We start from the raw sequence: 26619 nt of genomic DNA, 5'->3' as shown, positions 1-26619 counted from the left end.
TCAACCAGTCCAGGGGGAGTACTCCGATACGGACGGCTCGTCATTACGGTTGCTTCGCAGCCCGGGCCGACCGGTCCTGAAAGGGATGGGGGAGACTCTGGCGTCGACCTCGTCACGCCACTAGCCAGGAGCCCTCTGTGAACATCACACCCCTTGTGTGGATCATCACGATCGCCGTCACGATCGCCTTCTTCGTGTGGGAGTTCTTCCTCCACGTCCGCAAACCGCACGAGCCGACCGTCGGTGAATCCGCGCGCTGGTCGGCCTTCTACATCGGACTGGCGCTGCTGTTCGGCGTCGGCGTCGGCGTCGTCTCGGGCTGGGGATACGGCGGCGAGTATTTCGCGGGCTACCTCACCGAGAAGGCCCTGTCGATCGACAACCTGTTCGTCTTCCTCATCGTCATGACCGGCTTCGCGGTGCCGAAGATGTATCAGCAGAAGGTGCTGATGATCGGCATCGTGATCGCGCTGATCATGCGCGGTGGCTTCATCGCGGTCGGTGCCGCACTCATCGAGAACTTCTCGTGGGTGTTCTACCTCTTCGGCGCGCTGCTGCTGTTCCTCGCGTACCGACAGGCCTTCGCGCACGGCGAGTCGAACCCGGCCGACGGCCGCTTCATGCGGTTCGTGCGACGCGTGCTTCCGGTGAGCGACGAGTACGACGGCGACCGGCTCACGGTCGTGAAGGGCGGACGACGCTTCGTCACGCCGATGCTGCTGGTGATCGTCGCGATCGGTTTCATCGACCTCGTGTTCGCCGTCGACTCGATCCCCGCGATCTACGGGCTCACGCAGGAGGCGTATCTCGTCTTCACCGCCAACGCGTTTGCGTTGATGGGCCTTCGCCAGCTCTACTTCCTGATCGGGGGCCTGCTCGAGCGCCTGGTCTATCTCGCCCAGGGCCTGGCGGTCATCCTCGCCTTCATCGGCGTCAAGCTGCTGATCCACGCGCTCCACAAGAACGAGCTGCCGTTCATCAACGGCGGCGAGCACGTGACGTTCATCCCGGAGATCCCCATCTGGCTGTCGCTGGTCTTCATCGCCGCCACGGTCACCGTGGCAACGATCGCAAGCCTCGCCAAGACGCGCAATGACCGGATGGCGGCGGTCTCCCACGGCCGCACCTGAGCCCGGCGGTTCGGGCGAAGACCCCTCGTGGTTCCGACGCGCCGGGATCTAGGCTGGTGTCACCCGAGGAGAGGACGTCGACGTGGATGCTGTGGTGCTCGTTTCCGGTGGAGCGGCGGTGACTCCGTACACCAGCGTCGATCGCGCTGCGGCCCAGGGGCTCGCCGCGGGCAATACCTTGACGGCCTTGCGTGCCCACCTTCTGGACCGGCATGCCGCCGTGTTCACGGCCCCCGCGGGGATCGGTGAGGGGCAAGTTCGTGAGGACACAGGGTGGCAGGGGTTCTCAGAAGTGGCCGACGTCCTCCCGGCAGCCCTGACGATCAACGCGGTCGGCGACATCGACCCCGCAGGGGTGAAGCTGGCAGCGTTCCTCCGTTGGTTGGCCGAGGAGCAGGGCGTGTCGTCGGTGCAGCTCGTGGCTCACTCCATGGGTGGACTGTTCTGCCGCGCGGCCCTGCGTGAACTCGGACACGAAGGACCTGCCGTCTCACGGCTGGTGGCGCTCGGAACGCCGTGGCACGGATCGCTTCTCGGCGATGTTTTGAGCGGCGACATCACGACGGGCGATGCGCAGGACGACCCGCCGACGCTGAGTATCCTGGCGGCGTCGCCGGGATACGCGGCCGCGAACTCGCAGGGTGCGGCGGCCGAGGTCTCGGCCCGCTTCCTCACGGAGTGGAACTCCGCGCAGGCCGATGTGCTGAACGACGTCGCGGTCACGGTGATCGGTGGGGGCTACTTCCACGCGCACAGTGAGCCCGACCGGCTCTGGCCGCACGACGGCCTCGTGTCGCTGCGCAGTGCGCTCGCCGAGGACGTACCCGCGGCCGTTCTGCCGCACGTGCGCCGTCATACGGTTGGCGGCGACGTGCACAGCATCTTCTTCGCGAATGGTTTCGAACTCCCCTGGGAGCGCGCCCTCACCTGGGACCCGGCGGTGTTCGAACTGGTCGACACCGCGTTGACCGCGTGACGTGCGCGTCGCGCAAAGTCTCCGACCCACCGTGAGGGAACATCGGCGCATGAGTGCGACCACAGACCGACACGCTCTGCGGGTGCGCCCGGCATCCGCCGATGATGTGCGCGGCGTCGCCGAGGTGCACGTGCAGGCTTGGCGCGAGGCGTACGCACGCCAGTTGCCTGCCGACCTACTCGCCGGGTTGCGGGTGGAGCCGAGGGTCGAGCGGTGGGCTGCGATCATTGCCGACGACGTGACGGACGTCCACGTCGCGGAGCTCGACGGGCGCATCGTCGGCTGGGCGACTGCCAGCGACGGGCGTGATCACGACCGGCCCGTGAGACGCGAACTCGAGGGCATCTACGTGCTCGCCGCGTTCTACGGCACGGGCGCCGGGCAGCTCCTGATGGATGCCGCCGTCGGTGCCGACGATGCGTACCTCTGGATGATGGACGACAACCCACGCGCCGAGGCGTTCTATCGCCGCAACGGGTTCGAGCGAGACGGCGTCGAGCGCGAGCGGAGGCTGGCGGGCCACCCGATCCAGGTCGTGCGGCTGGTGCGTCACGACGGAGTGTCGCGGTGGGCGGCGGTGAAGGATGCCGAGGTGGCGCTGCTCGAGCCGCAGGTGCGCCGCGACGCCGCTCGGGTCGACGAGCTCCTGCACCCGACATTCGTCGAGATCGGGCGTTCCGGCATCCTGTGGACGCGCGAGCAGGTTGTCACCGCACTCGCCGAGGAGTCGGAAGGCGCTCGGGTCGCCCCGCAGACCGACCAGTGGGAGTTCCGGCATCCCTCGCCCGATCTCGTGCTCGTCACCTACCGACTCGAAGCGCCGTCCGGCCGCAGTCGGCACTCGTCCTTGTGGGATATCGCCGGCGATACCCCACGACTGCGCTTCCACCAGGGCACCGTCGTGCCGCCGGCGCGAGACTTCGCCCCGTAGGAGCGAGTCGCGTCAGCCGTTGCGGCCGTTCCACTCCGCGCGCAACAGACCGAGCACCACCATGTCCTCGTATGCCCCGCGCACCCACGCGTGTTCGCGCAGGCGTCCTTCGACGATGAAGCCGGCCTTCTCGTAGACACGGATCGCGCCGGCGTTGGAGCTGATCGCCTGCAGGTGCACGCGTCGCAGGTTGCAGCGCACGAACGCGAACTCGACGATCTGCGCCAGTGCGGCAGAACCGATCCCGCGGCCGCGGTGCTCGCCGAGGACGGCGATGCCGATCTCCGCGTGCCGGGCGAGGTCGTCGAAGCCGAACAGGCTGACGGTGCCGGCCGCGTCGCCCTCGACGTCGATCACGAACTCGATGCTGCGGGTGCCCGGCCCGTTCGCCGTGTCGGTCAGGCGCTTCTCGAACGCCGTCCGGGTCAGCGGCGACGGACGCGACGGGGTGCGCTCCTCCCACGTGTCCAGATCCGCCGCGATGCGGTACAGCGCATCGACGTCCGCGGCGGTGCGGGCGCGCAGGGTCACGAGCGGAGGATGTGGCATTCCCTCCACGTTACCGGCGCTGAGGCGCGGGGACGGGCAGGCCGAACAGCACGGATGCCGCGCGGCGGATATGACCTTCGGCGAGCTCGGCCGCGCGTTCGGCGTCACCCGCGTCGATGGCGTCGAAGATGGCCCGGTGCTCGCGGCGGAGGCGCTGCGACTCCTCCGGCCACTCCTCGGTGCGCTCGGCGGCGCGAAGGATCGGCACCTTCATCGCGCTGCGGATCGCGGCGGTGAGCGCCGCCGACAGTGCACTGCCGGAGGCCTCGGCGATCGCCAGGTGGAACTGCGTGTCGGCTTCGTTGAACGAGTCGCGGGTCGCATGCGGAAGATCCATGCGGTCGAGTGCGTCGATCATCGTCGCTCGCGAGGCGTCGTCGAGCCGACGCGCGGCGGCGGATGCGCTGGCACGCTCGAGCACGATTCGTGCGTCGGTGACGTCTTGGATCGAGAAGTTCGACAGCGCGACGTGCAGACGGAGGAAGCGCGTGAGCGCATCGCGGGGGAGGGCGGCGACGAACGTCCCCGCTGCCGCGCCCGCTCCGGGTTGTGACCGCAGCACGCCCTGCGCTTCCAAGACGCGCACGGCTTCGCGCACGCCCGCACGACTGACTTCGAGGCTCGTCGCCATCTCACGTTCGGGTGGCAGGGCGTCGCCGACCTGCAGCGCGCCAGAGAGGATGCGGTCCTCGATGGCCTCGATCACCAGTTCGTGGGCGCGCGCTTTTTTCACCGGCTGCCACGGCGGTGCCGCTCGATTCTCCGTCATCACGCCTCGCTTCGCCCTTCGATCCGCTTGACAGCCTAGGGCGCGTCGAATACCGTGCGCTAGAGGTCAGACCTCTTTATGGCCGTGCACCGTCGCATTCTCCGAAAGGCCCGACATGTCACCCGTGAAGCGTCAGTTGCCCCACCCGGCCGAGTTGCTCGAACTGATGACGTTCAAGAAGCCCGAGCTCGACGCCCGCAAGCGCCGGCTCGATGCTGCGCTCACGATCGCCGACCTCCGCACGATCGCCAAGCGTCGCACACCCAAAGCGGCTTTCGACTACACCGACGGCGCTGCCGAGGGGGAGCTGTCACTCGCCCGCGCCCGCCAGGCCTTCCAGGACATCGAGTTCCACCCCGACATCCTTCGTCCCGCCGCCGAGGTCGACATGTCGACGGAGATCCTCGGCGGTCCGTCTGCGCTGCCTTTCGGCATCGCCCCCACCGGGTTCACCCGCCTGATGCAGACCGAGGGTGAGACCGCGGGAGCGGGAGCCGCCGGTGCCGCCGGCATCCCGTTCACCCTGTCAACCCTCGGTACGACGTCCATCGAAGACGTGAAGGCAGCGAACCCGCACGGACGCAACTGGTTCCAGCTCTACGTCATGCGCGAGCGCGAGATCTCCTACGGACTCGTGAAGCGCGCCGCCGCAGCCGGGTTCGACACCCTGCAGTTCACCGTCGACACCCCCGTGGCCGGTGCGCGTCTGCGCGACAAGCGCAACGGTTTCTCCATCCCGCCGCAGCTGACCGTCGGCACGATCATCAACGCCATCCCCCGGCCGTGGTGGTGGATCGACTTCCTCACGACGCCGAAGCTCGAGTTCGCGTCGCTGTCGACGACGGGAGGCACCGTCGGCGAACTGCTCAACGCGGCGATGGACCCGACCATCAGCTACGACGACCTTGACGTCATCCGCGGTCTGTGGCCGGGCAAGATCGTGGTCAAGGGTGTGCAGAACGTCGAAGACTCCAAGCGCCTCATCGACCGCGGTGTCGACGGCATCATCCTCTCCAACCACGGCGGACGACAGCTCGACCGGGCGCCCATCCCGTTCCACCTGCTGCCGGAGGTCGTGCGCGAAGTGGGCAAGGATGCCACGGTCATGATCGACACCGGCATCATGAACGGCGCCGACATCGTCGCCGCGGTCGCCCTCGGCGCGAAGTTCACCCTCATCGGGCGCGCGTACCTCTATGGGCTCATGGCCGGCGGACGCCAGGGCGTCGACCGCACGATCGACATCCTCCGCACCGAGATCGAGCGCACGATGAAGCTCCTCGGTGTCTCGAACCTCGCCGAGCTCGAGCCGCGTCACGTCACCCAGCTCGAGCGACTCGTTCCGCGCGCGTCGAACGGCGGCGTGCTGAGTGCGGCATCCCACTGACGCGGAGCGACCCGGTGTTCCCCGGTCGTGTGCAGGGGTAGCGTCGAGCCCACAGCAACGACGCAAAGGAGCGGAACGTGGCCCGGATCATCCTCTCGATGTCGCACTCCCTCGACGGCTACATCACGGATGCCGAGGGGCGCTTCGACTGGGGCGCGCCAGACGAGGAGATCTTCCGCGCCGCGCTCGAGGAGGTTCGCGGACTCAGTGCGCACTTTCTGGGACGGCGCCTCTACGAGACGATGCGGTACTGGGAGGATCCCGAGGTCGAGCCCACCTTCGAGCCGCTCGAGCGCGAGTTCGCCGAGGTGTGGAAGGCGCTGCCAAAGATCGTCGTCTCGTCGACCCTGACGCACGCGCCGGGTCAGAACACCACGCTGCTGCGTGGCGATCTGACGGAGGAGGTCGCAAGACTGCGCGACGACGCGGTCGCCGAGGTCGCGGTCGGAGGGGCGAGCTTGGCCGCGGCGGTCGCCGCCGCCGGACTCATCGACGAATACCGCAGCGTCGTGTATCCGGTCCTCCTGGGCGACGGCACGCCGTTCTACCCGCGCGGGATCGGCCCGGTCGCACTCGAGCTGGTGTCGACGCGCCGCTGGGCCCGCGGCATCCAGGCGCTGCGCTACCGGGTCGTGAGGGACTGAGCGGCGGCCTGAATGCCCGGCGGCCTGCCGGTTCGGCCGCGCGTACAGACCCGACCCGCTCGTCCGGCCACCGAACTGCAAGGGATGCCCCGGGACGCGCCGGGGCGTTGCGGCGGCAGGCGGCGTGTTGACACGACGGCCTTGCAGTCCGGTCGGCGGGAGGGAAGCGGCGGAGCCGAAAGTAAGCTCGAGGCGTGAGCAGATGGCGCCCGTCCCCCGCGCGGTGGGTGCACCACGCGGCATCCGAGACGCCCCGCTTCTCCCCGACCGTCGAGGCCCGCGCGACCCGTTGGGCGCTGGGCGCTGCGGTGGTCGCCGCTGCCGCGACCGTTCTCGTCATGGGCGGGGAGCGGATGCCGCTCGGGGGGAGCGAATCGGTCGGGAGCCTCGCCGCGCTGCTGGCCGCGATCGGCGCCGGCCCTGCGTTCGCGGTCTCGTTCGCCCTCGAACGACGCCGCGGGTACCTCGCGTGGCGTGACAGCCTGCCGCGCGCCAAGCGGGCGACCGACCTGATCGCGCTCGCGGCGGCGATGATGATGCTGGCGGCGCTCGTCGTCGTGGCTGTCGCGGAGTTGTTCCAACTGGGCTTCCGCGGCCTCACGATCGACCCGTTCGGTGGTGCGGGTCTGGTGGCCGCCGCCGTCGGCGCGATGACGTACACGGCGTCGGCCTCGGGCGCCCGGGTCACCTCGACCGGCGTCGCCTCCCTGGCCACCCTCGTCCTGTTCATCGGCACCTTGGCGAGCATGGTCAGCGCCTCCCAGGGCGACTGGTGGCGGTTCCACTTCTCCCAACTCGGCAACGAGTCGGGCTATGCGGGCTACCAGTTCAACCTCTCCCTCATCACGACGGGCGCCGTCATCACCGCGCTCGCCAACTTCGTCGCCCACGACCTCGAGGTGGGCCTGCGTGCGCACGTCACGAACGCCCAGCGGCGCGCGCGGCTGTTCGCGTGGCTGCTCGCCGTGATCGGCCTCTGCCTGATGCTGGCCGGGTTCGTTCCGGACGCCGTCGCCTTCCCCGTGCATGTGGGCGCGGCATCCGGAATGGTCGTCGTCTTCGGCGTGCTCGTGGGATGCCTGCTCACGCTCGTCCCCGGAATCGGCCGCGACATCGCGGTCTTCTCCGTGCTCGTCGTGGCCGGCATCGTCGTCGCCGTCGCCCTGTGGGTGCCGATCGACTACTACAACCTCACCGGGTCTGAGTTCATCATCGCCGGCCTGCTGTTCGCCTGGCTCATGCTGTTCGTGCGGCAATCGCGTGCCTACGCGGATTCCGCGACGCACGTCGCCGTTCTCGTGTCGGCTGCCGGTCGGTCAGTAGCGGCCGGAGAGTGACCGCGCGAGCGATCCGAAGATCTCGGCGAGACGTCCGAAGAACCTCGTCACCGCCCGGATGAAGGCGTTACCTCCGGGTGCTGAATCTGAGGGGCGATCGTGCATCGGCAGGCATCCTCTCGGTCGTGCATCCGGCATGTGCGGGGGCCATTCTACGGCGGCCACCGACTACCGTGAAGGGGACGAAAGGGACGCATGCGTGCAGTGATGATGGATGCCATCGGCGAGCCGTTGGAGGTGCGCGAGGTCAACGATCCGACAGCCCCTGACGGCGGCGTGGTCGTCGAGGTGCGGGCGACGGGGCTCTGCCGCAGTGACTGGCATGCCTGGGTCGGTCACGACGACATCGCGCTGCCGCACGTGCCCGGTCACGAGCTGGCCGGCGTCATCGTCGAGACCGGCGCCGGGGTCGAGCGTTTCGCCGTCGGCGACCGGGTCACGGTGCCGTTCGTCTGCGGGTGCGGGCGGTGCGAGTGGTGCCGCGCGGGCGACGCGCAGGTGTGCCCCGAACAGGAGCAGCCCGGCTTCACCCACTGGGGGTCGTTCGCCGAGCGCGTTGCTCTGCACGCCGCCGACACCAACCTCGTGCGCATTCCCGACGACGTCTCGTTCGCCGCCGCCGCATCGCTCGGATGCCGCTTCGCCACCGCCTTCCGCGCCCTCACCGGCCGTGCGCGGGTACAGCCAGAGGAGTGGGTCGTCGTCGTCGGGGCCGGAGGTGTCGGACTCAGCGCCGTCATGATCGCCCGCGCGCTCGGCGCCCACGTCGTGGCCGTCGACCGCACGCAGGCCGCACTCGACGCGGCATCCGCGCTCGGTGCCGCCGCGGTCGTGCTCGCTGACGGGGCGGATGTGCCCGCGCGCGTGCACGCGCTCACCGGCGGCGGCGCGCACGTATCGATCGACGCGGTGGGCGCCGAGCAGACGTCCGCCGACGCCGTGCTGAGTCTGCGCCGCCGCGGCCGGCACGTGCAGGTGGGGCTGCTGCCGTCCGCGACCGGATTGTCGGGGATGCCGATGGCGCGTGTCATCGCGTGGGAAATCGACCTTCTCGGCAGTCACGGGATGGCGGCTGTGGACTATCCGGCGATGCTGGATCTGATCGCCGCTGGTCGCCTGCGCCCGCAGGACCTCATCGAGCGGACCATCTCGCTCGATGAGGCCGCCACGGAACTGCCTCAGCTCGACCGGTCGACGCCGGCGGGCATGACCATGATCGACCCGCGGAGGACCTCGTGAGCAACAAGAAGAACGAACCCACCACGCAGCGCAATGCGCTGGCGCCGGCTCTCATCGCGGCGGCCGTGTTGTTTCTTGCCCCCGTCCTGATCGTCGGAGGCTGGGGCGAGGCCGTCCTGTTCGTGACGGCGATCTTCGCGCTGATCGTCGGGTGGTTCGCGGTGCAGGCGCGTCAGTGGGTGTGGGTGCCCGTGTTCGCCGCGATCGCCGTGGCCTGGAACCCGGTCTTCCCATTCGGCTTCGATGGCGTCGTCTGGTCGCTCGCGCAGCCCGCGGCGGCGTTCGTCTTCCTCGTCGCGGGTGCTCTGATCAAGACGCCGCGGGCGTGAGCGGGGCGCCGGATCGACGGGGCTTTATCAGGATCGACGCCATCGCCGGGGCCAAGCGAAGTGTGCGACAGAGAGCGCAAAAAGCGCCCATGCAGCGAACAACGCCCACCCGATGGGCTCACGCGACGGTGAGGTACCCAATTCGGCCGTTACGTCTGTCACAGGTGCGAACGCGATGAGAAGACAGCAGGCGCTCAGCCCTACCACTGCGCCGACGACGGTCAGCTCACCATTTGCGAGCCATCGGGATCTCAGCCCGGCGATGAGCCGCAAGGGTAGGCCGACGACGAAGGCTCCGACCATCGACACGGCGGCGACAACGACGGCGAAGACGCCGAGCACGAGCAGCGAGAAGACGGTGTCGTAATCCGAGACGGACGAAAAGATGAGGCTCAGCGCGGTGACGAAGAGCACGGCACCACCGACGAAGAACTGCAGTACGGCTCGAGCGCCCCAGGGGTTGTCCGCGACGCCCTCGCCGTCGGCGGCATCACGACTGATCACGGTCCCGAGCTTTCGCACCTCATCGTATGAGTGTGGCACCGCCGGCCACGGCATGATGGTCGACGCCGGAGCGGAACGCGTAGGGTGAGGGCATTCTCGGAACCTGACCGCGACGATCAGCCGCGGAGTGAGGGGAACACCATGGGTGTCGCATTCCCGACCGGAACGGTGTCGCTGACGACGGCGGAGGGCGACATCGTCCTTCTCCGCATCTGCGAACTGTGCGGGGCGGCCGTCGTCGATGCCGACGACACCGATCTCGCATTCCACAAGCGTTGGCACCGGATGACCGGCTCGGGCAACTGGGTCGATCCGGCGACCGGCCGCCCCCACGGTCCGGGTGCACCTGGGTTCGGCGGCGGATCGCCGAGCTGACCAGGCGTCACGACGGTAGCGGGGCATCCTCACGGGTGGCAGCGAGCTCCTCGGCATCCCGTCGGCGCTGCTCCGCGACGGTGAACGGAGACGAGTCCGGCTCGCCGCGGTGGCGCATCGTCTGCACGATGAAGATCGCGATGCCCAGCAGCACGACGGCGAACGACGCCCAGATGTTCGCCGGGATGCCGAGGGGCGCATCGCTCGTGGGGTCGATGCGGATGGCTTCCAGCCAGCTGCGTCCGAGTCCATACCAGATGAAGTACGACGCGATGCTGCGGCCCCACCCGAGACGTACCCTGCGCTCGAGCATGATGATCAGCGCGGCGCCGACGAGGTTCCAGATCATCTCGTACAGGAACAGGGGATGGAAGAGTGTCCCGGGGGCGGTTCCATGCGGGAACATCGGCGCGTTCGGTGAGATCTCCAGGCCCCACGGCAGGGTGGTCGGCAGCCCGAACAGTTCCTGGTTGAAGTAGTTGCCGAGGCGGCCGATCGCCTGCGCGACGAGGAGCGCCGGCGCGAGGGCGTCGGCGAAGGCGAAGAAGCGGATGCCGGCGCGGCGGGTGGCGATGTAGATGCCCACCGAGCCGCCGATCATGGCGCCGTAGATCGCGTTGCCGCCGTCCCAGATCGCGACGACCGCCCAGAGGTTGTCGCCCGGTGCGAAGTAGTCACCCATGTGGGTGAGCACGTGGTAGATCCGCGCCGCGACGATGCCGAGGGGCACCGTCCACAGCGCGACGTCGAGCACGGTCCCCGCCGGTACGCCGCGCGCCCGCAACCGCCGCTCGGTGATGATCACCGCCGCGATGATGCCCGCGATGATGCACAGCGCGTAGACGTGAATCGTCAGGGGACCGATGTGGAAGCTGGACCAGCTCAGGTCGGGGCTCGGAATGCTCAGGTGCACGCCCGACATTATGCGCTACCGATGTATGGCCGCTCCCAGGTGCGCGGTGATAGTTCAGCGAAAGCTGTACTGTGGGCTGTATGGTCTCCGTAACCCTGACCGCGACGGCCACGCACTCCGCGGCCCTGGCTCGTCTGGGCCATGCGCTGTCCGACACGACGCGCGTCGGCATCCTCCTGGCGCTGCGCGAGGCGCCAGGCTACCCGTCCGATCTCGCGGGCGCCCTCGGCGTCTCGCGCCAGGTCATGTCGAACCAGCTGGCCTGCCTGAGGGGGTGCGGCCTCGTCGAGTCGGTGCCTGAGGGACGGCGCACCTGGTACCGATTGGCCGACCCTCACCTGGCTCCGGCGCTCGACGAGCTCATGCGCGTGGTGCTCTACGTCGAACCCGGCTGCTGCTCCGGCGACACCTGCACGTGCGCATGAGCCGGGCGGCACTGCTGACCGCGGAGCGGCGAAGGGTGCTCCACCGCCGCATCCGCCTGATCGTCGGGGTCACGATCGCCTACAACGTCGTCGAAGCGCTCGTCGCGCTCGTCGCAGGATCGGCGGCATCCTCCGCCGCTCTTATCGGTTTCGGGCTCGACTCGGCCGTGGAGGTGCTGTCGGCGGCCGCCGTCGCGTGGCAGTTCACGCGCCCCGATCCCGAACGGTGGGAGCGGCCCACCCTGCGCGTCATCGCCGTTGCCTTCTTCGCCCTCGCCGCCTACGTCACGGTGACGTCGGTTGCTGCGCTTTTCGACGGTGCTGCGCCGGCGCACTCGCCGCTCGGCATCGTACTCACGGCGCTGAGCGTGGCGATCATGCCCGTGCTCTCGCTCGCCGAGCGTCGCGTCGGCCGCGAGCTCGAATCGGCGTCGGTCGTCGCCGATTCGCGACAGACGCTCATCTGCACCTACCTGTCGGCCGCGGTGCTGCTCGGCCTGGTCGCCAACAGCCTCTTCGGCTGGTGGTGGGCGGATGCCGCCGCCGCCCTCGTCATCGCGGTCTTTGCCGTTCGTGAAGGCGTCGAAGCGTGGCGCGGCGATGCGTGCGCGACATCGGTGGGAATGCTCCTCGAAGAAGCTGACTCCGCGGCCCCGTCGCGGTGATCAGGGATGCGTGGCGATGTGAACCAGCACGACGGCCACTACCGTCCAGAGGATGACCACGCCCGTCGCGATCGCCGGCAGCCACCAGAGTGGTCGCCGGCGGAGCAGGATGAGCGAGGCAATGCTGGCCACGAACGCGCCGCCGCACACGGTGAAGGCCGAGTGCACGGCGAAGCTGAGGGTTCCGTAATCGCATCCGTCGCCGCAGCCGGCGGCGCTGAGTGTGCTGAACACGACCAAGGCGCACGACACCAGCGAGACGCCCGTCTGTAAGAGAATCCACAGCACGGCCTTGGCGCGGTTTCCGGCCGCGATCGCGCCGAGCTCGGTCACGTCACGAGCCGCTCTGGGCATAAGCGTGGCGGCGGGGGCGGAACAGCGGGGCGAGCAGGGGTTCGAGCAGCAGCACGAGGAGCCATGTCGCACCGACCTGCGGAAATACCAGCACCAGTACCAGCGCGAGTGCCATCAGGATCATCCCGGCCCAGCGCGACACCGCGGAGCGGGCGGGACGGTCACTGAGCCCCGACCGTTCCAGTGCGACGCCTTCCAGCCGCAGCAGCGTGCCGCTGATGAGCATTGTGCCGACGTACGCACCTAGGCCGACGCGGTCGGCGCTGGGGCTGGCGAGGTCGAGCGCCGTCGCGACCGGCAGGAACACGATCGTCGCGAGCCACAGCATCTGAAGGCGCCCGACACCTCGCGTGTACCCCCGCGCGTGGACGAACATCACGTGATTCGATCGCCAGAACGCCGCGATGACGACGAAGCTCAGTGCCGCGGAGATGATGCCGGTCACGTTGTCGGCGAAGAACGATTCGGCGTTCTTCGCCGCCATCGCGCCGTCGACCAGCGGCAACACCACGAGGGTGATGGCGATCGCCACCACGGCATCGCTGAAAGCGACCAGGCGGTCGAGAGCCTTCTCGCCCTGAACGGCGCCGCGAGCCCCGTCGTCGATCTCCACGTCGGCCATGAGCCTCCCCGTCTGCGCCGTCACCTCGTCGTGCCCAGGGTATCGAGCATGCGTTGCCTCCGGCGCCGCATCCTGTGGACAACGTCGGCAGCGGGTTCGTCCGGCTCGTTAGGATGCCGAGGTGCCGACCCCTCGACGACCGTTTCGCCTCCCGCTCGCCCTTCTCGTCACGGCGGTCGCCGTAGCCCTGGCCGGCTGCGCGGCGGGGTCGGGTCCGGCTGCGTCGCCGTCGGTCTCCGCGTCCGGTGCCGTGGGCGGCGGAGAGGCGGGAGTGCCCTCCGCAGAGCCGACAGGCGGTGACGGTGACGGCGACGGTGACGCAGGCGGCGGCGTTGCACCGTCTGTACCGACCATGGCGCTCGCCGAGGTACTCGCCCGGTACCCCGACTGCACCGCGATGGGTTCTCTGCTCGGATCGGCGATCGATGGTCTTGAGCTGAACAACGAGAGCAACGAAGGCGGCGCGGTCCAATGCGACTGGATGTCGACGACCGGAGACTATGTGAACACGGTCAGTGTTTCGGTGACGTCCAACAACGGTGCGGTCGACGTGCCCAAGAAAGAGGACATCGCAGCCATCGGTTCCGAGTACCTTCCCGACGCGGCTGTCGAGGCGCGCGGCGGCATCGCCTACGGTACGAAGAACACCGGCGACCTGCGCATCTTCGGGGTGCTCGTCGATGTCCCGGGCATCGGTGTGGCGGTCACCTCCGGTGCGCTCAACGAAGACCCCCGCCTCTTCGGTGCGCCCGCGGTCGCCGTCGCAAAGCAGCTCCTCGGCATCGGCGGCTGACAACACAGCGCCCTGCCTTGCCGCATGCGCCCGGGCCCCGTCCAGCCGAGCCCGGATAAACTCTGTCGTGCCCGAAACGCCTGCAGAGCCCGAGATGACGCCCGATCCGGACGATCCGACGACCTCGGTGCCCGCCCCGATCGACCCGGCCGAGCTCGAAATCGCCCTGCGCGTCATCGACGCGGCATCCCGACTCGATCACGACGATCCCGCCTACATCGCGCTGCGCCGTCAGACCGGAAAGATGTACAAAGACGTCAAGCGCCTCTCTCGCAAGGAGAAGCGTCAGCGCATCGCCGACGCCGACCGCGCGGTGGTCGCCGCAACGGCGACGGGCGCGCCCGACCGCATCGACGACGAGACCCGCGGCATCCCACTTGCCACGCGCACTGCGACACCGACGGCGGGCGAGCTGATCAAGCCGCGCGCCTGCTACATCTGCAAAGAGCAGTACACGACGGTCGACGCCTTCTACCATCAGCTCTGCCCCTCGTGCGCGGCGATGAGCCACGCCAAGCGCGACGCCCGTACCGACCTCACCGGCCGCCGTGCCCTGCTCACCGGCGGTCGCGCGAAGATCGGCATGTACATCGCGCTTCGCCTGCTGCGCGACGGCGCCCACACGACCATCACGACTCGCTTTCCGCGCGATGCCGTCCGCCGCTTCTCGGCCCTGCCCGACAGCGCCGACTGGATCCACCGGCTCAAGATCGTCGGCATCGACCTGCGCGACCCCGCCCAGGTGATCGGTCTCGCGGATGCCGTCGCCGCCGACGGTCCGCTCGACATCCTCATCAACAACGCCGCCCAGACCGTGCGCCGCTCGGCGGGTGCGTACAAGCCGCTCGTCGACGCCGAGCTTGCACCCCTGCCGACCGGTCCGCTGCCCGAGCTGCTGACCTTCGGCCACACCAACGATGCGCACCCGCTCGCCCTCGCGCAGTCGGTGTCGAGCCACCCGATCCTCGCCGCGGCCGCGCGAACGGCCGACGAGCTGACCGCCGAGGCGATGGCGGCCGGTTCGTCGTCGCTCGAACGCCTCGCCGCCGGCACAGCGATCGATGCCGGGGGACTGGTGCCCGACGAGAACCACATCAACAGTTGGACGCAGTCGGTCGACCAGGTCGAACCACTCGAGATGCTCGAGGTGCAGCTCGCGAACATGACCGCACCGTTCCTGCTCGTCTCACGGCTGCGTCCCGCGATGGCGGTGTCGCCCGCCCGCCGTACCTACATCGTCAACGTCTCGGCGATGGAGGGCGTGTTTGGCCGCGGCTATAAGGGGCCCGGGCATCCGCACACCAACATGGCCAAGGCCGCCCTCAATATGCTCACCCGCACGAGCGCGCGCGAGATGTTCGAGACCGACGGCATTCTGATGACCGCTGTCGACACCGGATGGATCACCGACGAACGCCCTCACTTCACCAAGGTGCGCCTCGCCGAAGAGGGCTTCCACGCCCCGCTCGATCTCGTCGACGGCGCGGCCCGCGTCTACGATCCGATCGTGCGCGGCGAGGCCGGCGAAGACCTGTTCGGCATCTTCCTGAAGGACTACCGCAAGAGCTCCTGGTGATCCGGTCGGCCCCCGACGGCGGCGCTCAGGTCTGCGGCAGGAAGTAGGCCGCCGCGAGGGGCGCGACCTCGAGAGCGGATGCCGCGGCGCGGTCGACCCACCGCAGCTCCTCGATCTCGGCATCCGTCACCGGCTGCTGATCGCCGATGTCGACGCGGAACACGTCGGCGACGACCGCGAAACCCGGCTCGTTCGCGGCGGGTGCGGTGAACTCGCCGAGCGGGGTGAGGTCTGCGGGTTGCAGCTGCAGCCCGACCTCTTCTGCGAGCTCGCGGATGAGGGTAGCTGCGGCGTCCTCGCCCGCCTCGGGCTTGCCGCCCGGCTGCATGAACGCCGTCGTCCCGGCCTTGCGCACGAGCAGCAGACGACCGTCGGCGTCGGTGATGACCGCGGCGGAGACACGGATGGAGCGGGAGGTCGCGGAGTCGGGGTTCGGTGGCGTCGAGGTCACCCTCGCACGCTAACACCCGCCACACCGCCCCCTGGCCGAGCGCCGCCGGAGGCGGTTGACTGAACGCATGAAGCTTCTGCTGACCTCGGGTGGCGTCACCAACGACAGCATCCGCGCCGCGCTCGAAGATCTGCTCGGCAAGCCCATCGCCGACAGCTCCGCGCTGTTCGTCCCGACGGCGCAGTGGGGGCAGCCGATGTGCTCGCCCGAGTCTGTCTGGCGTTCCACCTCGGGGCGCTGGCCGGGCGGCATCCACAGTCCCGTCGAGCTCGGGTGGCGTTCGGTCGGCACGCTCGAACTCACGGCGCTGCCGACCATCGACCCGGAGCGGTGGATGCCGTGGGTGCGCGAGGCCGACGCGCTGCTCGTCGACGGTGGCGAGGCGGTGTACCTGGCGGAGTGGATCCGCAGGTCGGGTCTGGCCGATCTGGTCCCCGAGCTGCACGACACCGTCTGGGTCGGCATCAGCGCGGGGAGCATGGCGCTGACGCCGCGCGTCGGGCGCGCGTTCGTCGACCGGCATCCGGAGGGCACCGACGAGACGCTCGGTCTCGTCGACTTCTCGATCTTCCCTCACCTGGACTACCCCGGCTGGAGCGGGAACACGACCAAGGCCGCGTATCGGTGGGCCGCCGAGATCCCGGGTCGCGCGTACGCGATCGACGATCAGAGCGCCATTCGCGTCGTGGGCGGAGCGGTCGAGGTCATCTCGGAGGGGACCTGGCACCTGCTCAACGCCTGACTGCCTTCCCTTTCCATTATCCCGCGCGCAGGGGGGCTTGTGGCAAGACCCCTATGGTGGGGCAGAATCGCAGGTCGCGCCGGATTTCTCGGCGCCGGAGAGGGATGCGATGCCGACGCAGAATGACCAGACGAGCCCCTTTGATCTGCCGGAGCGGTTGCGGGCGAAGGCCGACCCCGCACTGATCCGCCGCGACGAAGAGCAGTTCGCCGCGATTGCGGCCGCGCTGGCCGCCGAGGTGCGGCGCGCCGACGACAGGCTGACGGCACTGCGCCGTGAGGCCGTCGGCGGCGGGCAGCGCGCGCTCGAGCGCGACCTCGAGGTGCAGGCGCTCAGCGCGCGCCTGCGGGTGCTCCGCCGGTTCGGTCTCGACGCGTGTATCGGTCGCATGGTCGACGGGTCCGGCTCGGTGACCTACATTGGACGCTTCGGCCTCGCGGATGCCGCGGAGGAGCGCCTGATGATGGACTGGCGCGCCCCGGCATCTGCGCCGTTCTTCGCGGCGACCGCCGCCCAGCCGCAGGGTCTCACCAGTCGACGCCGCTATCGCTGGCGCGGCGGGCGCATCGTCGACTACTGGGACGAGGTGTTCGCGCCCGACGGCGTGGATCACACCGCCGCGCTCGATGACCAGTCGGCGTTCATCGCGAGCCTGGGTGCGAGCCGGTCGCCGAAGATGCGCGACGTGCTGGCGACCATCCAGGCCGATCAAGACGCGATCATCCGCGCCGACTCCCACGGTGCGCTCGTCGTCGACGGCGGGCCCGGCACCGGCAAGACGGTCGTGGCGCTGCATCGGGCGGCCTACCTGCTGTACGCCGACCCGCGGCTGCAGACCGGGCGCGGCGGGCTGCTGTTCGTCGGACCGCACCGACCCTACGTCGCCTACGTCGACGACGTACTGCCGAGCCTGGGCGAAGACGGGGCGCTGGTCTGTGCGGTCGACGATCTCGTCACCGGGGGTGCGGGTGCGATCGAGGAGGCCGACGAGACGATCCGTGCGCTGCTCGGCGACGGTCGCCTCCTCGATGCCGTCGACGCCGCGGTGCGCATCTGGCAGCGCCCGCCCGCGCGACGCTCGCCGATCGAGACGGCGTGGGGAACGGTCGTGTTCGACGTCGCCGACTGGGCGGAGGTGTTCGCCGGGGCTGACACGCTCGCGCACAACGCCGTGCGTTCCCGTGCGTGGGAGCGGCTTCTCGATCTGCTCGAAGACCGCATCGACGACCAGTTGCGCGGCTCGGCCATCTCCTCCGACGGCTGGGGCGAGGGGTGGGGTGACGCATCGCGTCCGGGCGACGACTTCGACGCCTACGGTTCGGGATGGGACGACGACGAATCGACCCGCGAAACGCTCGAAAACGACGAGGAGCTGCGTGCCCTCTTCGATCGCGCGTGGCCGCTGCTCGACCCCGACGTCCTGCTGCGCGGACTGCTCACGACGCCCGACCTCTTGCGACGCTGTGCGCCGTGGCTCGCGGCAGAAGAGGTCGACGCGATCGTCGCACGTCCGCTGGCGTCGCAGTGGACCGACGTCGATCTGCCGCTGCTCGATGCCGCGCGCCTCGGTGTGGGCGACCCCACGGGCGAGGTGCGCGATCGTCGCGCCCGCCGCGAAGCCGCCGACGCCCGTCGGGTGATGTCGGATGTGGTCAGCGATCTGATCGCGGCCGATGACGGCGACATGAAGGTCATGTCGATGCTGCGGGGACAGGACCTTCGCCGCACGCTCGACATCGACGCGGCATCCGAGCTCGATCCGTACGCCGGTCCCTTCGCGCACCTCGTGATCGACGAGGCGCAGGAACTCACCGACGCGCAGTGGCGCATGTTGCTGCGGAGGTGCCCGTCGCGCAGCGTGACGATCGTCGGAGATCGTGCGCAGGCCCGGCACGGGTTCCCCGAAAGCTGGGGGGAGCGGCTGGCCCGGGTCGGCCTCAGTCCCGCGACCGTCACGAGCCTGCGTGTGAACTACCGCACCCCGGAGGAGGTGATGGATGCCGCCGGCCCCGTGATCCGCGCGGCACTGCCCGACGCCAACGTGCCGGAATCGATCCGTCGGACCGGGGTGCCGGTCGCTTACGGCTCGAAGGAAGAGCTCGCCGCCATCATCGACGCGTGGGAGCGGGAGAACGCCGACGGTACCGCGGTCGTGATCGGCGATCGCTCGTTCGCCCCGCGCGAGCGAGTGTCGTCGCTCGATGCGCAGCGCGTGAAGGGGCTCGAGTTCGACCTCGTGGTGCTCGTCGATCCCGATGGCTTCGGAGAGGGCGTCACCGGCGCGGTCGACCGCTACGTCGCGATGACGCGGGCGACGCAGCGGCTGGTGGTGCTCTCGTGACGGCGGGCGCGGTGCCGGGCGTGTCAGTGGGAGAGGGTCACCATGTACGTGATCGCCCAGTACAGGAATGCCGCCGCACCGATGAAGAACCCGGCGAGTCCCAGTCCCTTGCCTCTCGCGAGTCCCCGCGTCGCCGCCTTGACGCCCTGCGCCGAGATGATCGCACCCACCGTGCCGAGGAACCCGAACACGAACAGGCTCGCGCAGGAGATCACGAAACCCCAGATCGCCATCTGACTGAAGGGCAGCCGCGGAGCCGACAGGTTCGGCGTCTCGGCTGCCGCGGCGGTCGCCCGCGCGGAATCGGACTCATCCATACGTGTGTTGTCCCACGCGACGCTATGTTCTGGCTGAACCCCGAAGGCTCAGCGCGAGGAACAGCACCGCGCATGCCGCCGTCAGCCCGGTCGCGAGCGTGATGACCGCCGTCCAGCCCGCGTCGGCGAACAGGTGAGTCGAGGCCGCTCCCGACAGCGTGCTGCCGAGGTAATAGGTGAGGAGGTACGCGCTGGAGGCGCGTGAGGTGCTGCGCCCGACGGTCTGCGCGCGGGCGACGACCCATCCGGTGAGCACCGAGTGCGTGCCGAGGAACGCGGCGGTCAACAGTCCGAGACCCGCGAACACGGCGACCACGTTCGGCACGATCAGCAGCGCGATGGCGGCGAGTGTGGCGAGCGCGCCGAGCCCAGATGTCAGGGCGCGACCGAGGCGGCGCGACATCCGGTGGAACAGTCCCGGTGCCAGGATGCCGAGGGGGTAGGCGAAGTACACGAACACCTCGGCGGCTCCGAGCGAGAACGGCGGTGCGTCGAGACGGAACGGCACGGCGTTGTACAGACCGACGAAGGTCGCCATCGCCAGGGCGCCCGCGGCGCACACGGCGAGGATCACCGGGTCGCGCAGTGAGGCGAGCGTGCCGCCGAGGAGATCTCCGATGCGGAGCGGCATCGACACGGCGCCGTCGCGGGGGAGCGCCCACCAGACCAGCACGCCGATGATCACGCTGAGCGCGCCGAGCACCACGCTGACGACCTGCCAGCCGCCGATGGCCGCCAGGGGCAGGGGGGCGAGGCGTCCGACGGCGCCGCCGAGTGCCGTGCCGGAGATGTACAACGCGTTGGCCCGCCCGTGCGCGTCGGTGCGCACCACGTCGCGCAGGTAGGCCAGCGCCACCGCCGGAAGGACCGCCAGCGCGATACCGCCGGCCGCGCGCAGGGCGAGGAAGACCTCCCAGGTCGGCGCGAACCCACACGCGACCGACAGGATGCCGGCGAGCACGAGAGATCCGCCCATCGCCGTCACCCGCCCGATGCGGTCGGACAGCGGTGCCGACAGCAACAGGCCGAGGAGCATCGCCGCCGTCGTCGCCGAGATGGCGAGTCCCGACGCCCCGGCATCCACTCCGAACGACGACGCGATCGCGGGAAGAAGCGGCTGCGGAAAGTAGATGACGGCGAAGTTGGCAAGTCCGCCCGCCGCCAGCAACCCCACGAGTCGGCGATACGACGGCGTGCCCGCGGCCACGCGCGCGATCGACCCGGTGGGGGTGCGGTCGAGAACGGTGGCAGCCATGCGCTCCATGGTCGTCTCCCGCGGATGGGCCGTGAAATGAAACGGATGCCGATAATGATGCGTTCATCGCATAATGAGGCGATGGACGAGCAGACGCTGCGCATCTTCCTCTCGCTGGCTGAGACGCAGAACACCCGCGATACGGCCGCCGAGCTGCGCATCAACCAGTCGAACGTCTCGCGGGCGCTGGCCCGCCTCGAGGCCGAAGTGGAGATGCCGCTGTTCGCCCGTCACGGCAAGCGGCTCGAACTGAACGCCAACGGGCTCGCCTTCCGCGCTGATGCCGCGGGAGTGCTCGACGCCGTCGACGCGGCCCGTCGTCACGCGGAACTCATCGCCGAGGACGGCCGTTTGCTGCGGGTGGGCTTTTTGCACTCGGTCGCCCGGTGGATGGTGCCCGACGTCGTTCAGCGGTTTCGCGCGTTGCGGCCAGGGGTGCGGGTATCGCTCCGGCAGGGCTTCGCGCGAGACCTCTACGGCTGGCTCGACCTCGACGTCATCGATGTGGCGCTCAGTACGGCGCCGACGGCCACGCCCGCGGCATCCGACGAGGTGCGCTGGCTGGCCCTCGCGGAGGAGCCGCTGTGCATCGCCGTGCCCGTGGGGCATCCCCTTGCCGCTGCCGAGGAGGTCGACGTCCGCGATCTGCGGGGCCGCGACTTCATCGGGTTCTCGCGCATCGCCGAGCTGCGCGCCGTCGTCACCGACGTCCTCGACGAGGCCGGCGTCGCGGTGAACGTCACCTTCGAAAGCAGCGAGATCGACACCATGCGCAGTCTCGTCGCCGGCGGGCTGGGGGTATCGATCCTTCCGCGCACTCCGGGCCGCGACGACCCCGGCGTCGTGTACCTGCCGCTGCAGCCGCGACGGGTGCGCGCGATCGGCATCGCGTGGAGCGCGAGCGCGCAGGGCTCGCGGTATGCCGAGGAGCTGGTGGCCGCGCTGCGTGCCGAGTGACGCCGAGAGTGCCAACCGTCAGCCGCGCCTCGGTCGGATCGCCCGCTCGTAGAGTGGAGGGGATGACTTCTTCGCTGCAGTCCCGTCGTCCTCGTCCGTCGCGTCCGCTGATGCGCCGAACTCCCGCTGAGCTCGGCATCCCCGCGGCCGCGGTGCTGGCTCTGGCTGAGCGCCTCTCCGCCGAAGGCCTCGACCCGCACGCGCTGCTCGTCGCGCGCCACGGCGACGTCGCCTTCGAAACCGCATGGGCGCCGTATCGTCTGGAGCGGCCGGCGCTCGTGTACTCGGCATCCAAGACCTTCACGTCGCTCGCGATCGGCTTCCTCGCCGACGAGGGACGACTGGGGCTCGACGACTCGGCCGGTACGCATCTGGCCGAGCCGAACCCGCACGGCATCACGGTGCGGCACCTGCTCACCATGAACACGGGGCATTCGCCCGAGCAGATCGATCGCATCGGCGCCGATCCGCGCGTGCTCCTGCGCGAAGCGCCCGCATTCGCGCCGGGCACCCATTTCGCGTACAACTCGCCCGCTACGCACGCGCTGTCGGCGATCGTGACGGCGATCACCGGTGAGCCGCTCACGGCCTACCTGCGGCCGCGGCTGCTCGACCCGCTCGGCATCGGCGAGCGGTGGATGTCGCCGCGCGGCGGCATCGAGCACGGGGCCTCGGGCTTCCACCTCACCGTCGACGACCTCGCGCGCACCGCCATCATGCTCGGCGCCGGTGGCGCGTTCGACGGCGTCCAGGTGGCGCCCGCCTGGTACGTCGAGGAGATGGCGCGCCCCTGGTCGGACACCGGGGTGTTCGACGGCCCGACGGCGGTCGATGGCGAGATCAACGACTGGACGCTCGGCTACGGATACCAGGTCTGGCGCGGCCGCCAGGGCTTCCGGCTCGACGGCGCGTTCGGGCAGTTCGCGCTGGTGCTGCCGGATCACGATCTCGTCATCGCCTACCAGGGCGCCACTCTCGACACCCAGGCCACGCTGCGCGCGTTCTGGGCGTTCGTCGCCGCGGTCGAGGTCGCCGATGCGGCCGGCGGCGCCGACGCGGATGCGGCGGCATCCCCCGTCGCGCCCCTCGAGCCGGCGCGCGACACGTGGGACGCCCGCGATCGCTTCACGATCAGCACCGGCGACCCGTTCGACGCGGCGGGATTGACGCTGACCGACGCGGACGGCGGCGGCGGGATCGTTCAGTTGCCCGGTGTCGGCACGCTGCCGGTCGCCCCGCACTGGCAGGAGATCCGTGTGGACGGCACCGCGCCCGAGGGCGCGCCGTCGGCCACCCACCTGCGGCTCGCGACCCGCGGCGAACGCCTCGACGACGGCGGTGCGCTCGTGCACATCGTCGACACGACGTCGCCGCACCGGGCCATCGTCCGCCGCGACGCCACGGGCGTCGTGACGGCCGGGTGGCACATCGGCCCGCTCGGTGACGGGTGGAACGCCCTGCGGGTGCCGGCATCCGTCCCGCGCATCGAGACGCACGCGTCGGCGCTGTTGCTCGACATGGACGGAACCCTCGTCGACTCGCACGAGGTCGTCGAACGCCTCTGGACACAGTGGTCGATCGAGCACGGCATCGATCCCGAGCGCACGCTGTCGATCATCCACGGCCGCCAGGGTCAGGACTCGATGGCGCAGCTGCTGCCCGATCGCCCGCATGAAGAGAACCTCGCCGAGAACGCGGCGATGCTGGCCGCCGAAACCGCGCAGACCGAAGGCGTCGTCGCCCTCGCCGGCGCGGCCGACCTGCTCGCCGCCCTCGACCGCGAGGGTGTGCCGTACGCCCTCGTCACCTCGGCGACCGCCGAACTGGCCGCGGCCCGTATGCGGGCGGCCGGTCTGCCCGTTCCGCCCGTCGTCGTGGCCGCCGCCGACGTCAGCCGCAGCAAGCCCGACCCGGAAGGGTTCCTGGCGGGCGCCGCCGCGCTCGGGGTGGATGCCGCGGGCGGCATCGTCGTCGAGGACTCGGCCAACGGCATCGCGGCGGGGCTCGCCGCGGGTATGCGCGTCATCGGGGTCGGTCCGCACGCCGCGGCATCCGCGCCGACGTGGACGGTCCCGGATGCCGCCGGCATCCACGTCGCCCGAGGCCATGGCGACGGCATCGTCGTCACCCTCGACTGACGGAGGGTGTGACGCGGGTCAGTCGGTCTCGCCCTGCGGCGCGCGGTGGCCTTCGCTGAAGCTGAGGTTCTTGCCGAACGCCTTGCCGATGATCAGGGCGATGCCGACGATCACGAGGCCCACGACGACGCCCGCGATCGCCGATACGAGCGTGTCGCCGAGCCACACGACGACGGGGCCCGCCGGTTCGAGGGCGTGCTCGACGGCGTGCAGGAACTCCACCGGCGGATGCCACCCCACCTCGCCGAGGTTCGCGAGCACGAGGTGACCGCCCACCCAGAGCATCGCCACCGTTCCGACGACCGAGATGACCCGGAAGACCGCGGGCATCGACCGGACGATACGCATTCCGGTATGGCGAACGTTCGACGACCCGCTCTTCGCCATCTTCAAACCGATGTCGTCGATCTTGACGAGCAGCGCCACAGCGCCGTAGACCAACGCGGTCATCGACAGGGCGATGACGGCGAGCACGGCGAGGCGCAGCCAGAAGTCGAGCTCCGGGTCGACGTTGGACAGGCCGATGAGCATGATCTCGGTCGAGAGGATGAGGTCGGTGCGGATCGCACCCATGACCAGGCGCTTCTCGTCGCGCCCGCCCTCGTCGTCGTGACCGCCGTGTTGGAAGCCGAACCACTCGAGCACCTTCTCAGCGCCCTCGAAGCAGAGGTACGCGCCGCCGACGATGAGCAGCCACGGCAGCACCCAGGGCGCGAAGGCGGTGAGCAGCATCGCGATCGGGATGATGATGAGGAACTTGTTCGCCAGCGATCCCAATGCGATCCGCCCGACGACCGGCAGCTCGCGTGCGGGCGACAGCCCCTGCACGTACTGCGGAGTCACGGCCGCGTCGTCGATCACGACGCCCGCCGACTTCGCCGACGCCTTGAGGGCGGCACTGAGGATGTCGTCGACGACGGCGAGCAGACCCACAGACATGCCAGCAACAGTACCGGGCGCATGCGACCGTCCCTTCCGGATGCCGTCGCTTGCGCGTCTCGAATCGATTCGATAGGATGAGTGTCGGCGCTCCCGGGAGGAGCGCCTTTCGCCGTTTCCGCCCCTCCTCGAACCCCGGTCGTATGTCTCGTTCTCTCACCACCGGTAGCCCGTGGCGCGTCATCCTCGTCTTCGCGGTGCCTTTGCTCATCGGCAACGTCGTGCAGCAGCTCTATCAGTTCGCCGACGCGATCGTCGTGGGTCGTCACCTCGGCGTCGACGCCCTCGCCGCGGTCGGCGCGACCGGAAGCCTGATCTTCCTGCTGCTCGGCTTCGCGTGGGGTCTGACGAGCGGGTTCGCAATCCCGACCGCGCAGGCGTTCGGTGCCCGTGACTTCACTGCGGTACGGCGGTCGGTGGCGGCGGGAACGATCCTCACCGCCTTCACCACCGTGGTGCTCACCATCGGGGCGCCGCTGCTGGCGGGGCCGGCCCTGCACCTGTTGCAGACGCCGCCCGAGCTGATCGACGAGGCGACCGTGTTCGCGCAGATCAGCTTCCTCGGAGCCGGCGCGATCATGGGCTTCAACTATCTGTCGGCCATCATCCGCGCGATCGGCGACTCCCGAACGCCGCTCGTCTTCCTGACGATCGCCTGCGCCCTCAATGTCGGGCTCGTCATCCTCATGGTCGGCCCGCTCGCCCTGGGGGTCGGCGGCGCAGCTCTGGCCACCGTCGTCTCACAGGCGCTGTCGGTTCTGCTGTGTCTCGCGTACGTCCGGCGCCGTCTGCCGGTGCTGCACGTTCGCCGCGCCGACTGGCGGGTCACCCGCGCCGATCTCGCCGACCACCTTCGCCTCGGCCTTCCCATGGGGTTCCAGGCGTCGATCATCGCGATCGGCACCCTCACGGTGCAGGTCGCTCTGAACACGATCGGCGCCGACGCCGTCGCCGCGTACACGACTGCCTCGCGCGTCGACGGACTGGCCGTCGCCCTCTTGCAGTCACTCGGACTCGCGGCATCCATGTACGCGGCCCAGAACATCGGTGCGCGTCGGCCCGACCGCATACGTCGGGGGGTCGTGCAGGCGATCTGGATGGCCGTGATCGCTGCGCTGGTGCTCGGAGCGCTGCTGATCACCTTCGGAGCCCCGCTCGTGCGTCTGTTCGTGGGCGACGGCAGTGATGTCGTGGTGCAGTTGGCGGCGCTCATGCTGTTAATCAACGGCGCCAGCTACACCGCGCTGGGCGTGTTGTTCATCCTGCGCGGCACCCTGCAGGGTCTCGGCAGCACCCTCATCCCCACGGTGACCGGTCTCGTCGAGCTGGCCATGCGCGTCGGTGCGGCGGTAGTGCTCGGGCACATCTTCGGCTTCGTCGGCGTGGTGTGGAGCAACCCGCTGGCGTGGATCGGCGCGTCCGTCATCCTCATTCCTGCGTACGTCCGTGCGCATCGTGCGCTGGAGCGGATGCCGATCGACCCCGACGAGCCGACCCTCACCACGCCCATCGCGGTGATCGGACCGACCGATGGATCGATGGTGGTGGATGCCGTCGTCACGCAGCCCATCGCGCTTCCGCAGCAGCCGGCCGTCGACCTCGTTGCGGCACGGCCGCGGCGGTGGAAGGCTGGGATGCGAGCGAAGCGGAGGACGCGATGAAAGCTGTTCTGGGCGATGTGACGGTGGCTGAGGCCGACCGCGACGACCTGATCTCGATCGAGGGCAACTGGTACTTCCCGCCGTCGAGCGTGAAGTGGGACCTGCTCGAAGAGAGCCCCACCCCGTACACGTGCCCCTGGAAGGGTGAATGCCAGTACTACTCCGTGCGCGACGGTGACGAGCTGCTCGCAGACCGCGCCTGGTCGTACCCGACGCCGTACGAGAGCGGCATCGCGCGCGTCGGCAAGGACTTCTCGGGCTACGTCGCGTTCTGGAAAGAAGTACGCGTCGAGGACTGAC

Annotated in this window: 29 protein-coding genes; 19 read left to right on the top strand and 10 right to left on the bottom strand. The window is 69.6% G+C overall.

Features of this window, described 5'->3' with window-relative positions; translation table 11 throughout:
* Nucleotides 1-137 precede the first annotated feature (137 nt).
* The 3 genes from ITJ43_RS10260 to ITJ43_RS10250 all read left to right on the top strand — a co-directional run bounded on the left by ITJ43_RS10260 (nt 138) and on the right by ITJ43_RS10250 (nt 3037).
* Nucleotides 138-1130 (top strand): TerC/Alx family metal homeostasis membrane protein, encoded by a 993-nt coding sequence (locus ITJ43_RS10260; RefSeq protein WP_194583724.1) that lies wholly within the window; start codon nt 138-140, stop codon nt 1128-1130.
* Between the two features lie 82 nt (nt 1131-1212).
* Nucleotides 1213-2106: an esterase/lipase family protein gene (locus ITJ43_RS10255; protein ID WP_194583723.1), complete on the top strand. Its 894-nt coding sequence runs from the start codon at nt 1213-1215 to the stop codon at nt 2104-2106.
* Nucleotides 2107-2155: 49 nt separating this feature from the next.
* Nucleotides 2156-3037 carry a GNAT family N-acetyltransferase gene (locus ITJ43_RS10250; RefSeq protein ID WP_194583722.1) on the top strand — a complete coding sequence of 294 codons (882 nt, stop codon included), beginning with the start codon at nt 2156-2158 and terminating at the stop codon, nt 3035-3037.
* 12 nt (nt 3038-3049) lie between these two features.
* Here ITJ43_RS10250 and ITJ43_RS10245 read toward each other — a convergent pair whose 3' ends face one another.
* Both ITJ43_RS10245 and ITJ43_RS10240 read right to left on the bottom strand, forming a co-directional pair.
* Nucleotides 3050-3586, bottom strand: a complete 537-nt coding sequence (locus ITJ43_RS10245) for a GNAT family N-acetyltransferase (RefSeq protein ID WP_194583721.1) — start codon at nt 3584-3586, stop codon at nt 3050-3052.
* Between the two features lie 10 nt (nt 3587-3596).
* Nucleotides 3597-4355, bottom strand: coding sequence for a FadR/GntR family transcriptional regulator (locus ITJ43_RS10240; protein ID WP_194583720.1), 759 nt, complete (start codon nt 4353-4355; stop codon nt 3597-3599).
* A 115-nt stretch (nt 4356-4470) separates the two neighbouring features.
* On the opposite strand from ITJ43_RS10240, the gene ITJ43_RS10235 reads away from it, so the two are divergent.
* The 5 genes from ITJ43_RS10235 (at nt 4471) to ITJ43_RS10215 (ending at nt 9291) form a co-directional block, all read left to right on the top strand.
* The gene (locus ITJ43_RS10235) at nt 4471-5742 is read left to right on the top strand and encodes an alpha-hydroxy acid oxidase (protein WP_194583719.1); all 1272 of its coding nucleotides are present in this window, start codon (nt 4471-4473) and stop codon (nt 5740-5742) included.
* Nucleotides 5743-5819: 77 nt separating this feature from the next.
* Nucleotides 5820-6386, top strand: a complete 567-nt coding sequence (locus tag ITJ43_RS10230) for a dihydrofolate reductase family protein (protein WP_194583718.1) — start codon at nt 5820-5822, stop codon at nt 6384-6386.
* Nucleotides 6387-6580: 194 nt separating this feature from the next.
* The gene (locus ITJ43_RS15330; protein ID WP_194583717.1) at nt 6581-7723 is read left to right on the top strand and encodes a DUF998 domain-containing protein; all 1143 of its coding nucleotides are present in this window, start codon (nt 6581-6583) and stop codon (nt 7721-7723) included.
* Nucleotides 7724-7918: 195 nt separating this feature from the next.
* Nucleotides 7919-8962, top strand: a complete 1044-nt coding sequence (locus ITJ43_RS10220; protein ID WP_194583716.1) for a zinc-dependent alcohol dehydrogenase family protein — start codon at nt 7919-7921, stop codon at nt 8960-8962.
* Nucleotides 8959-9291, top strand: coding sequence for a DUF6804 family protein (locus ITJ43_RS10215; RefSeq protein WP_194583715.1), 333 nt, complete (start codon nt 8959-8961; stop codon nt 9289-9291). Before ITJ43_RS10220 ends, ITJ43_RS10215 begins: the two co-directional genes overlap by 4 nt.
* A gap of 27 nt (nt 9292-9318) precedes the next feature.
* Here the strand turns inward: ITJ43_RS10215 and ITJ43_RS10210 are convergent, their stop codons facing one another.
* Nucleotides 9319-9795 (bottom strand): hypothetical protein, encoded by a 477-nt coding sequence (locus tag ITJ43_RS10210; protein WP_194583714.1) that lies wholly within the window; start codon nt 9793-9795, stop codon nt 9319-9321.
* Between the two features lie 141 nt (nt 9796-9936).
* Here ITJ43_RS10210 and ITJ43_RS10205 point away from each other — a divergent pair, with 141 nt between their 5' ends.
* Nucleotides 9937-10170 (top strand): histidine ammonia-lyase, encoded by a 234-nt coding sequence (locus ITJ43_RS10205; protein ID WP_194583713.1) that lies wholly within the window; start codon nt 9937-9939, stop codon nt 10168-10170.
* A gap of 7 nt (nt 10171-10177) precedes the next feature.
* Here the strand turns inward: ITJ43_RS10205 and lgt are convergent, their stop codons facing one another.
* Entirely contained in the window at nt 10178-11092 is a 915-nt protein-coding gene (gene lgt, locus ITJ43_RS10200; protein ID WP_194583712.1) for a prolipoprotein diacylglyceryl transferase, read from the bottom strand.
* A 71-nt stretch (nt 11093-11163) separates the two neighbouring features.
* On the opposite strand from lgt, the gene ITJ43_RS10195 reads away from it, so the two are divergent.
* Nucleotides 11164-11508, top strand: a complete 345-nt coding sequence (locus ITJ43_RS10195) for an ArsR/SmtB family transcription factor (protein ID WP_194583711.1) — start codon at nt 11164-11166, stop codon at nt 11506-11508.
* Nucleotides 11505-12173 (top strand): cation transporter, encoded by a 669-nt coding sequence (locus ITJ43_RS10190; protein WP_194583710.1) that lies wholly within the window; start codon nt 11505-11507, stop codon nt 12171-12173. The genes ITJ43_RS10195 and ITJ43_RS10190 overlap by 4 nt, the downstream gene beginning before the upstream one ends.
* Here the strand turns inward: ITJ43_RS10190 and ITJ43_RS10185 are convergent, their stop codons facing one another.
* Both ITJ43_RS10185 and ITJ43_RS10180 read right to left on the bottom strand, forming a co-directional pair.
* Entirely contained in the window at nt 12174-12506 is a 333-nt protein-coding gene (locus ITJ43_RS10185) for a hypothetical protein (protein ID WP_194583709.1), read from the bottom strand.
* Between the two features lies 1 nt (nt 12507).
* Entirely contained in the window at nt 12508-13149 is a 642-nt protein-coding gene (locus ITJ43_RS10180) for a TMEM175 family protein (protein WP_194583708.1), read from the bottom strand.
* A 121-nt stretch (nt 13150-13270) separates the two neighbouring features.
* Here ITJ43_RS10180 and ITJ43_RS10175 point away from each other — a divergent pair, with 121 nt between their 5' ends.
* Nucleotides 13271-13942, top strand: a complete 672-nt coding sequence (locus tag ITJ43_RS10175) for a hypothetical protein (protein ID WP_194583707.1) — start codon at nt 13271-13273, stop codon at nt 13940-13942.
* Nucleotides 13943-14036: 94 nt separating this feature from the next.
* Nucleotides 14037-15518 (top strand): SDR family oxidoreductase, encoded by a 1482-nt coding sequence (locus tag ITJ43_RS10170; RefSeq protein ID WP_194583854.1) that lies wholly within the window; start codon nt 14037-14039, stop codon nt 15516-15518.
* A 25-nt stretch (nt 15519-15543) separates the two neighbouring features.
* Here ITJ43_RS10170 and ITJ43_RS10165 read toward each other — a convergent pair whose 3' ends face one another.
* Nucleotides 15544-15969, bottom strand: coding sequence for an NUDIX hydrolase (locus ITJ43_RS10165; protein ID WP_194583706.1), 426 nt, complete (start codon nt 15967-15969; stop codon nt 15544-15546).
* A gap of 67 nt (nt 15970-16036) precedes the next feature.
* Here ITJ43_RS10165 and ITJ43_RS10160 point away from each other — a divergent pair, with 67 nt between their 5' ends.
* Nucleotides 16037-16711 carry a Type 1 glutamine amidotransferase-like domain-containing protein gene (locus tag ITJ43_RS10160; protein ID WP_194583705.1) on the top strand — a complete coding sequence of 225 codons (675 nt, stop codon included), beginning with the start codon at nt 16037-16039 and terminating at the stop codon, nt 16709-16711.
* A 109-nt stretch (nt 16712-16820) separates the two neighbouring features.
* Nucleotides 16821-19052, top strand: coding sequence for an RNA polymerase recycling motor ATPase HelR (gene helR / locus ITJ43_RS10155; protein ID WP_194583704.1), 2232 nt, complete (start codon nt 16821-16823; stop codon nt 19050-19052).
* A 23-nt stretch (nt 19053-19075) separates the two neighbouring features.
* On the opposite strand, the gene ITJ43_RS10150 is transcribed toward helR, so the two are convergent.
* Together ITJ43_RS10150 and ITJ43_RS10145 are read right to left on the bottom strand one after the other, a co-directional pair.
* Nucleotides 19076-19369: a DUF4190 domain-containing protein gene (locus tag ITJ43_RS10150; RefSeq protein WP_194583862.1), complete on the bottom strand. Its 294-nt coding sequence runs from the start codon at nt 19367-19369 to the stop codon at nt 19076-19078.
* Between the two features lie 22 nt (nt 19370-19391).
* Nucleotides 19392-20624 (bottom strand): MFS transporter, encoded by a 1233-nt coding sequence (locus ITJ43_RS10145; protein WP_228495637.1) that lies wholly within the window; start codon nt 20622-20624, stop codon nt 19392-19394.
* An 81-nt stretch (nt 20625-20705) separates the two neighbouring features.
* Here ITJ43_RS10145 and ITJ43_RS10140 point away from each other — a divergent pair, with 81 nt between their 5' ends.
* Entirely contained in the window at nt 20706-21581 is an 876-nt protein-coding gene (locus tag ITJ43_RS10140; protein WP_194583702.1) for a LysR family transcriptional regulator, read from the top strand.
* A gap of 62 nt (nt 21582-21643) precedes the next feature.
* Nucleotides 21644-23719: an HAD-IA family hydrolase gene (locus ITJ43_RS10135; RefSeq protein ID WP_194583701.1), complete on the top strand. Its 2076-nt coding sequence runs from the start codon at nt 21644-21646 to the stop codon at nt 23717-23719.
* Nucleotides 23720-23737: 18 nt separating this feature from the next.
* Here the strand turns inward: ITJ43_RS10135 and ITJ43_RS10130 are convergent, their stop codons facing one another.
* On the bottom strand, nt 23738-24658 hold the full coding sequence (locus ITJ43_RS10130) for a DUF808 domain-containing protein (protein WP_194583700.1): 921 nt from the start codon (nt 24656-24658) through the stop codon (nt 23738-23740).
* A gap of 143 nt (nt 24659-24801) precedes the next feature.
* On the opposite strand from ITJ43_RS10130, the gene ITJ43_RS10125 reads away from it, so the two are divergent.
* Both ITJ43_RS10125 and ITJ43_RS10120 read left to right on the top strand, forming a co-directional pair.
* Nucleotides 24802-26319: an MATE family efflux transporter gene (locus tag ITJ43_RS10125; RefSeq protein ID WP_194583699.1), complete on the top strand. Its 1518-nt coding sequence runs from the start codon at nt 24802-24804 to the stop codon at nt 26317-26319.
* Nucleotides 26316-26618, top strand: coding sequence for a DUF427 domain-containing protein (locus ITJ43_RS10120; protein ID WP_194583698.1), 303 nt, complete (start codon nt 26316-26318; stop codon nt 26616-26618). Before ITJ43_RS10125 ends, ITJ43_RS10120 begins: the two co-directional genes overlap by 4 nt.
* Nucleotide 26619: the final 1 nt, after the last annotated feature.

The organism is Microbacterium sp. VKM Ac-2870 (assembly GCF_015350795.1).
Taxonomy (GTDB): domain Bacteria; phylum Actinomycetota; class Actinomycetes; order Actinomycetales; family Microbacteriaceae; genus Microbacterium.
This window is presented reverse-complemented; position numbering and strand designations above follow the sequence as displayed.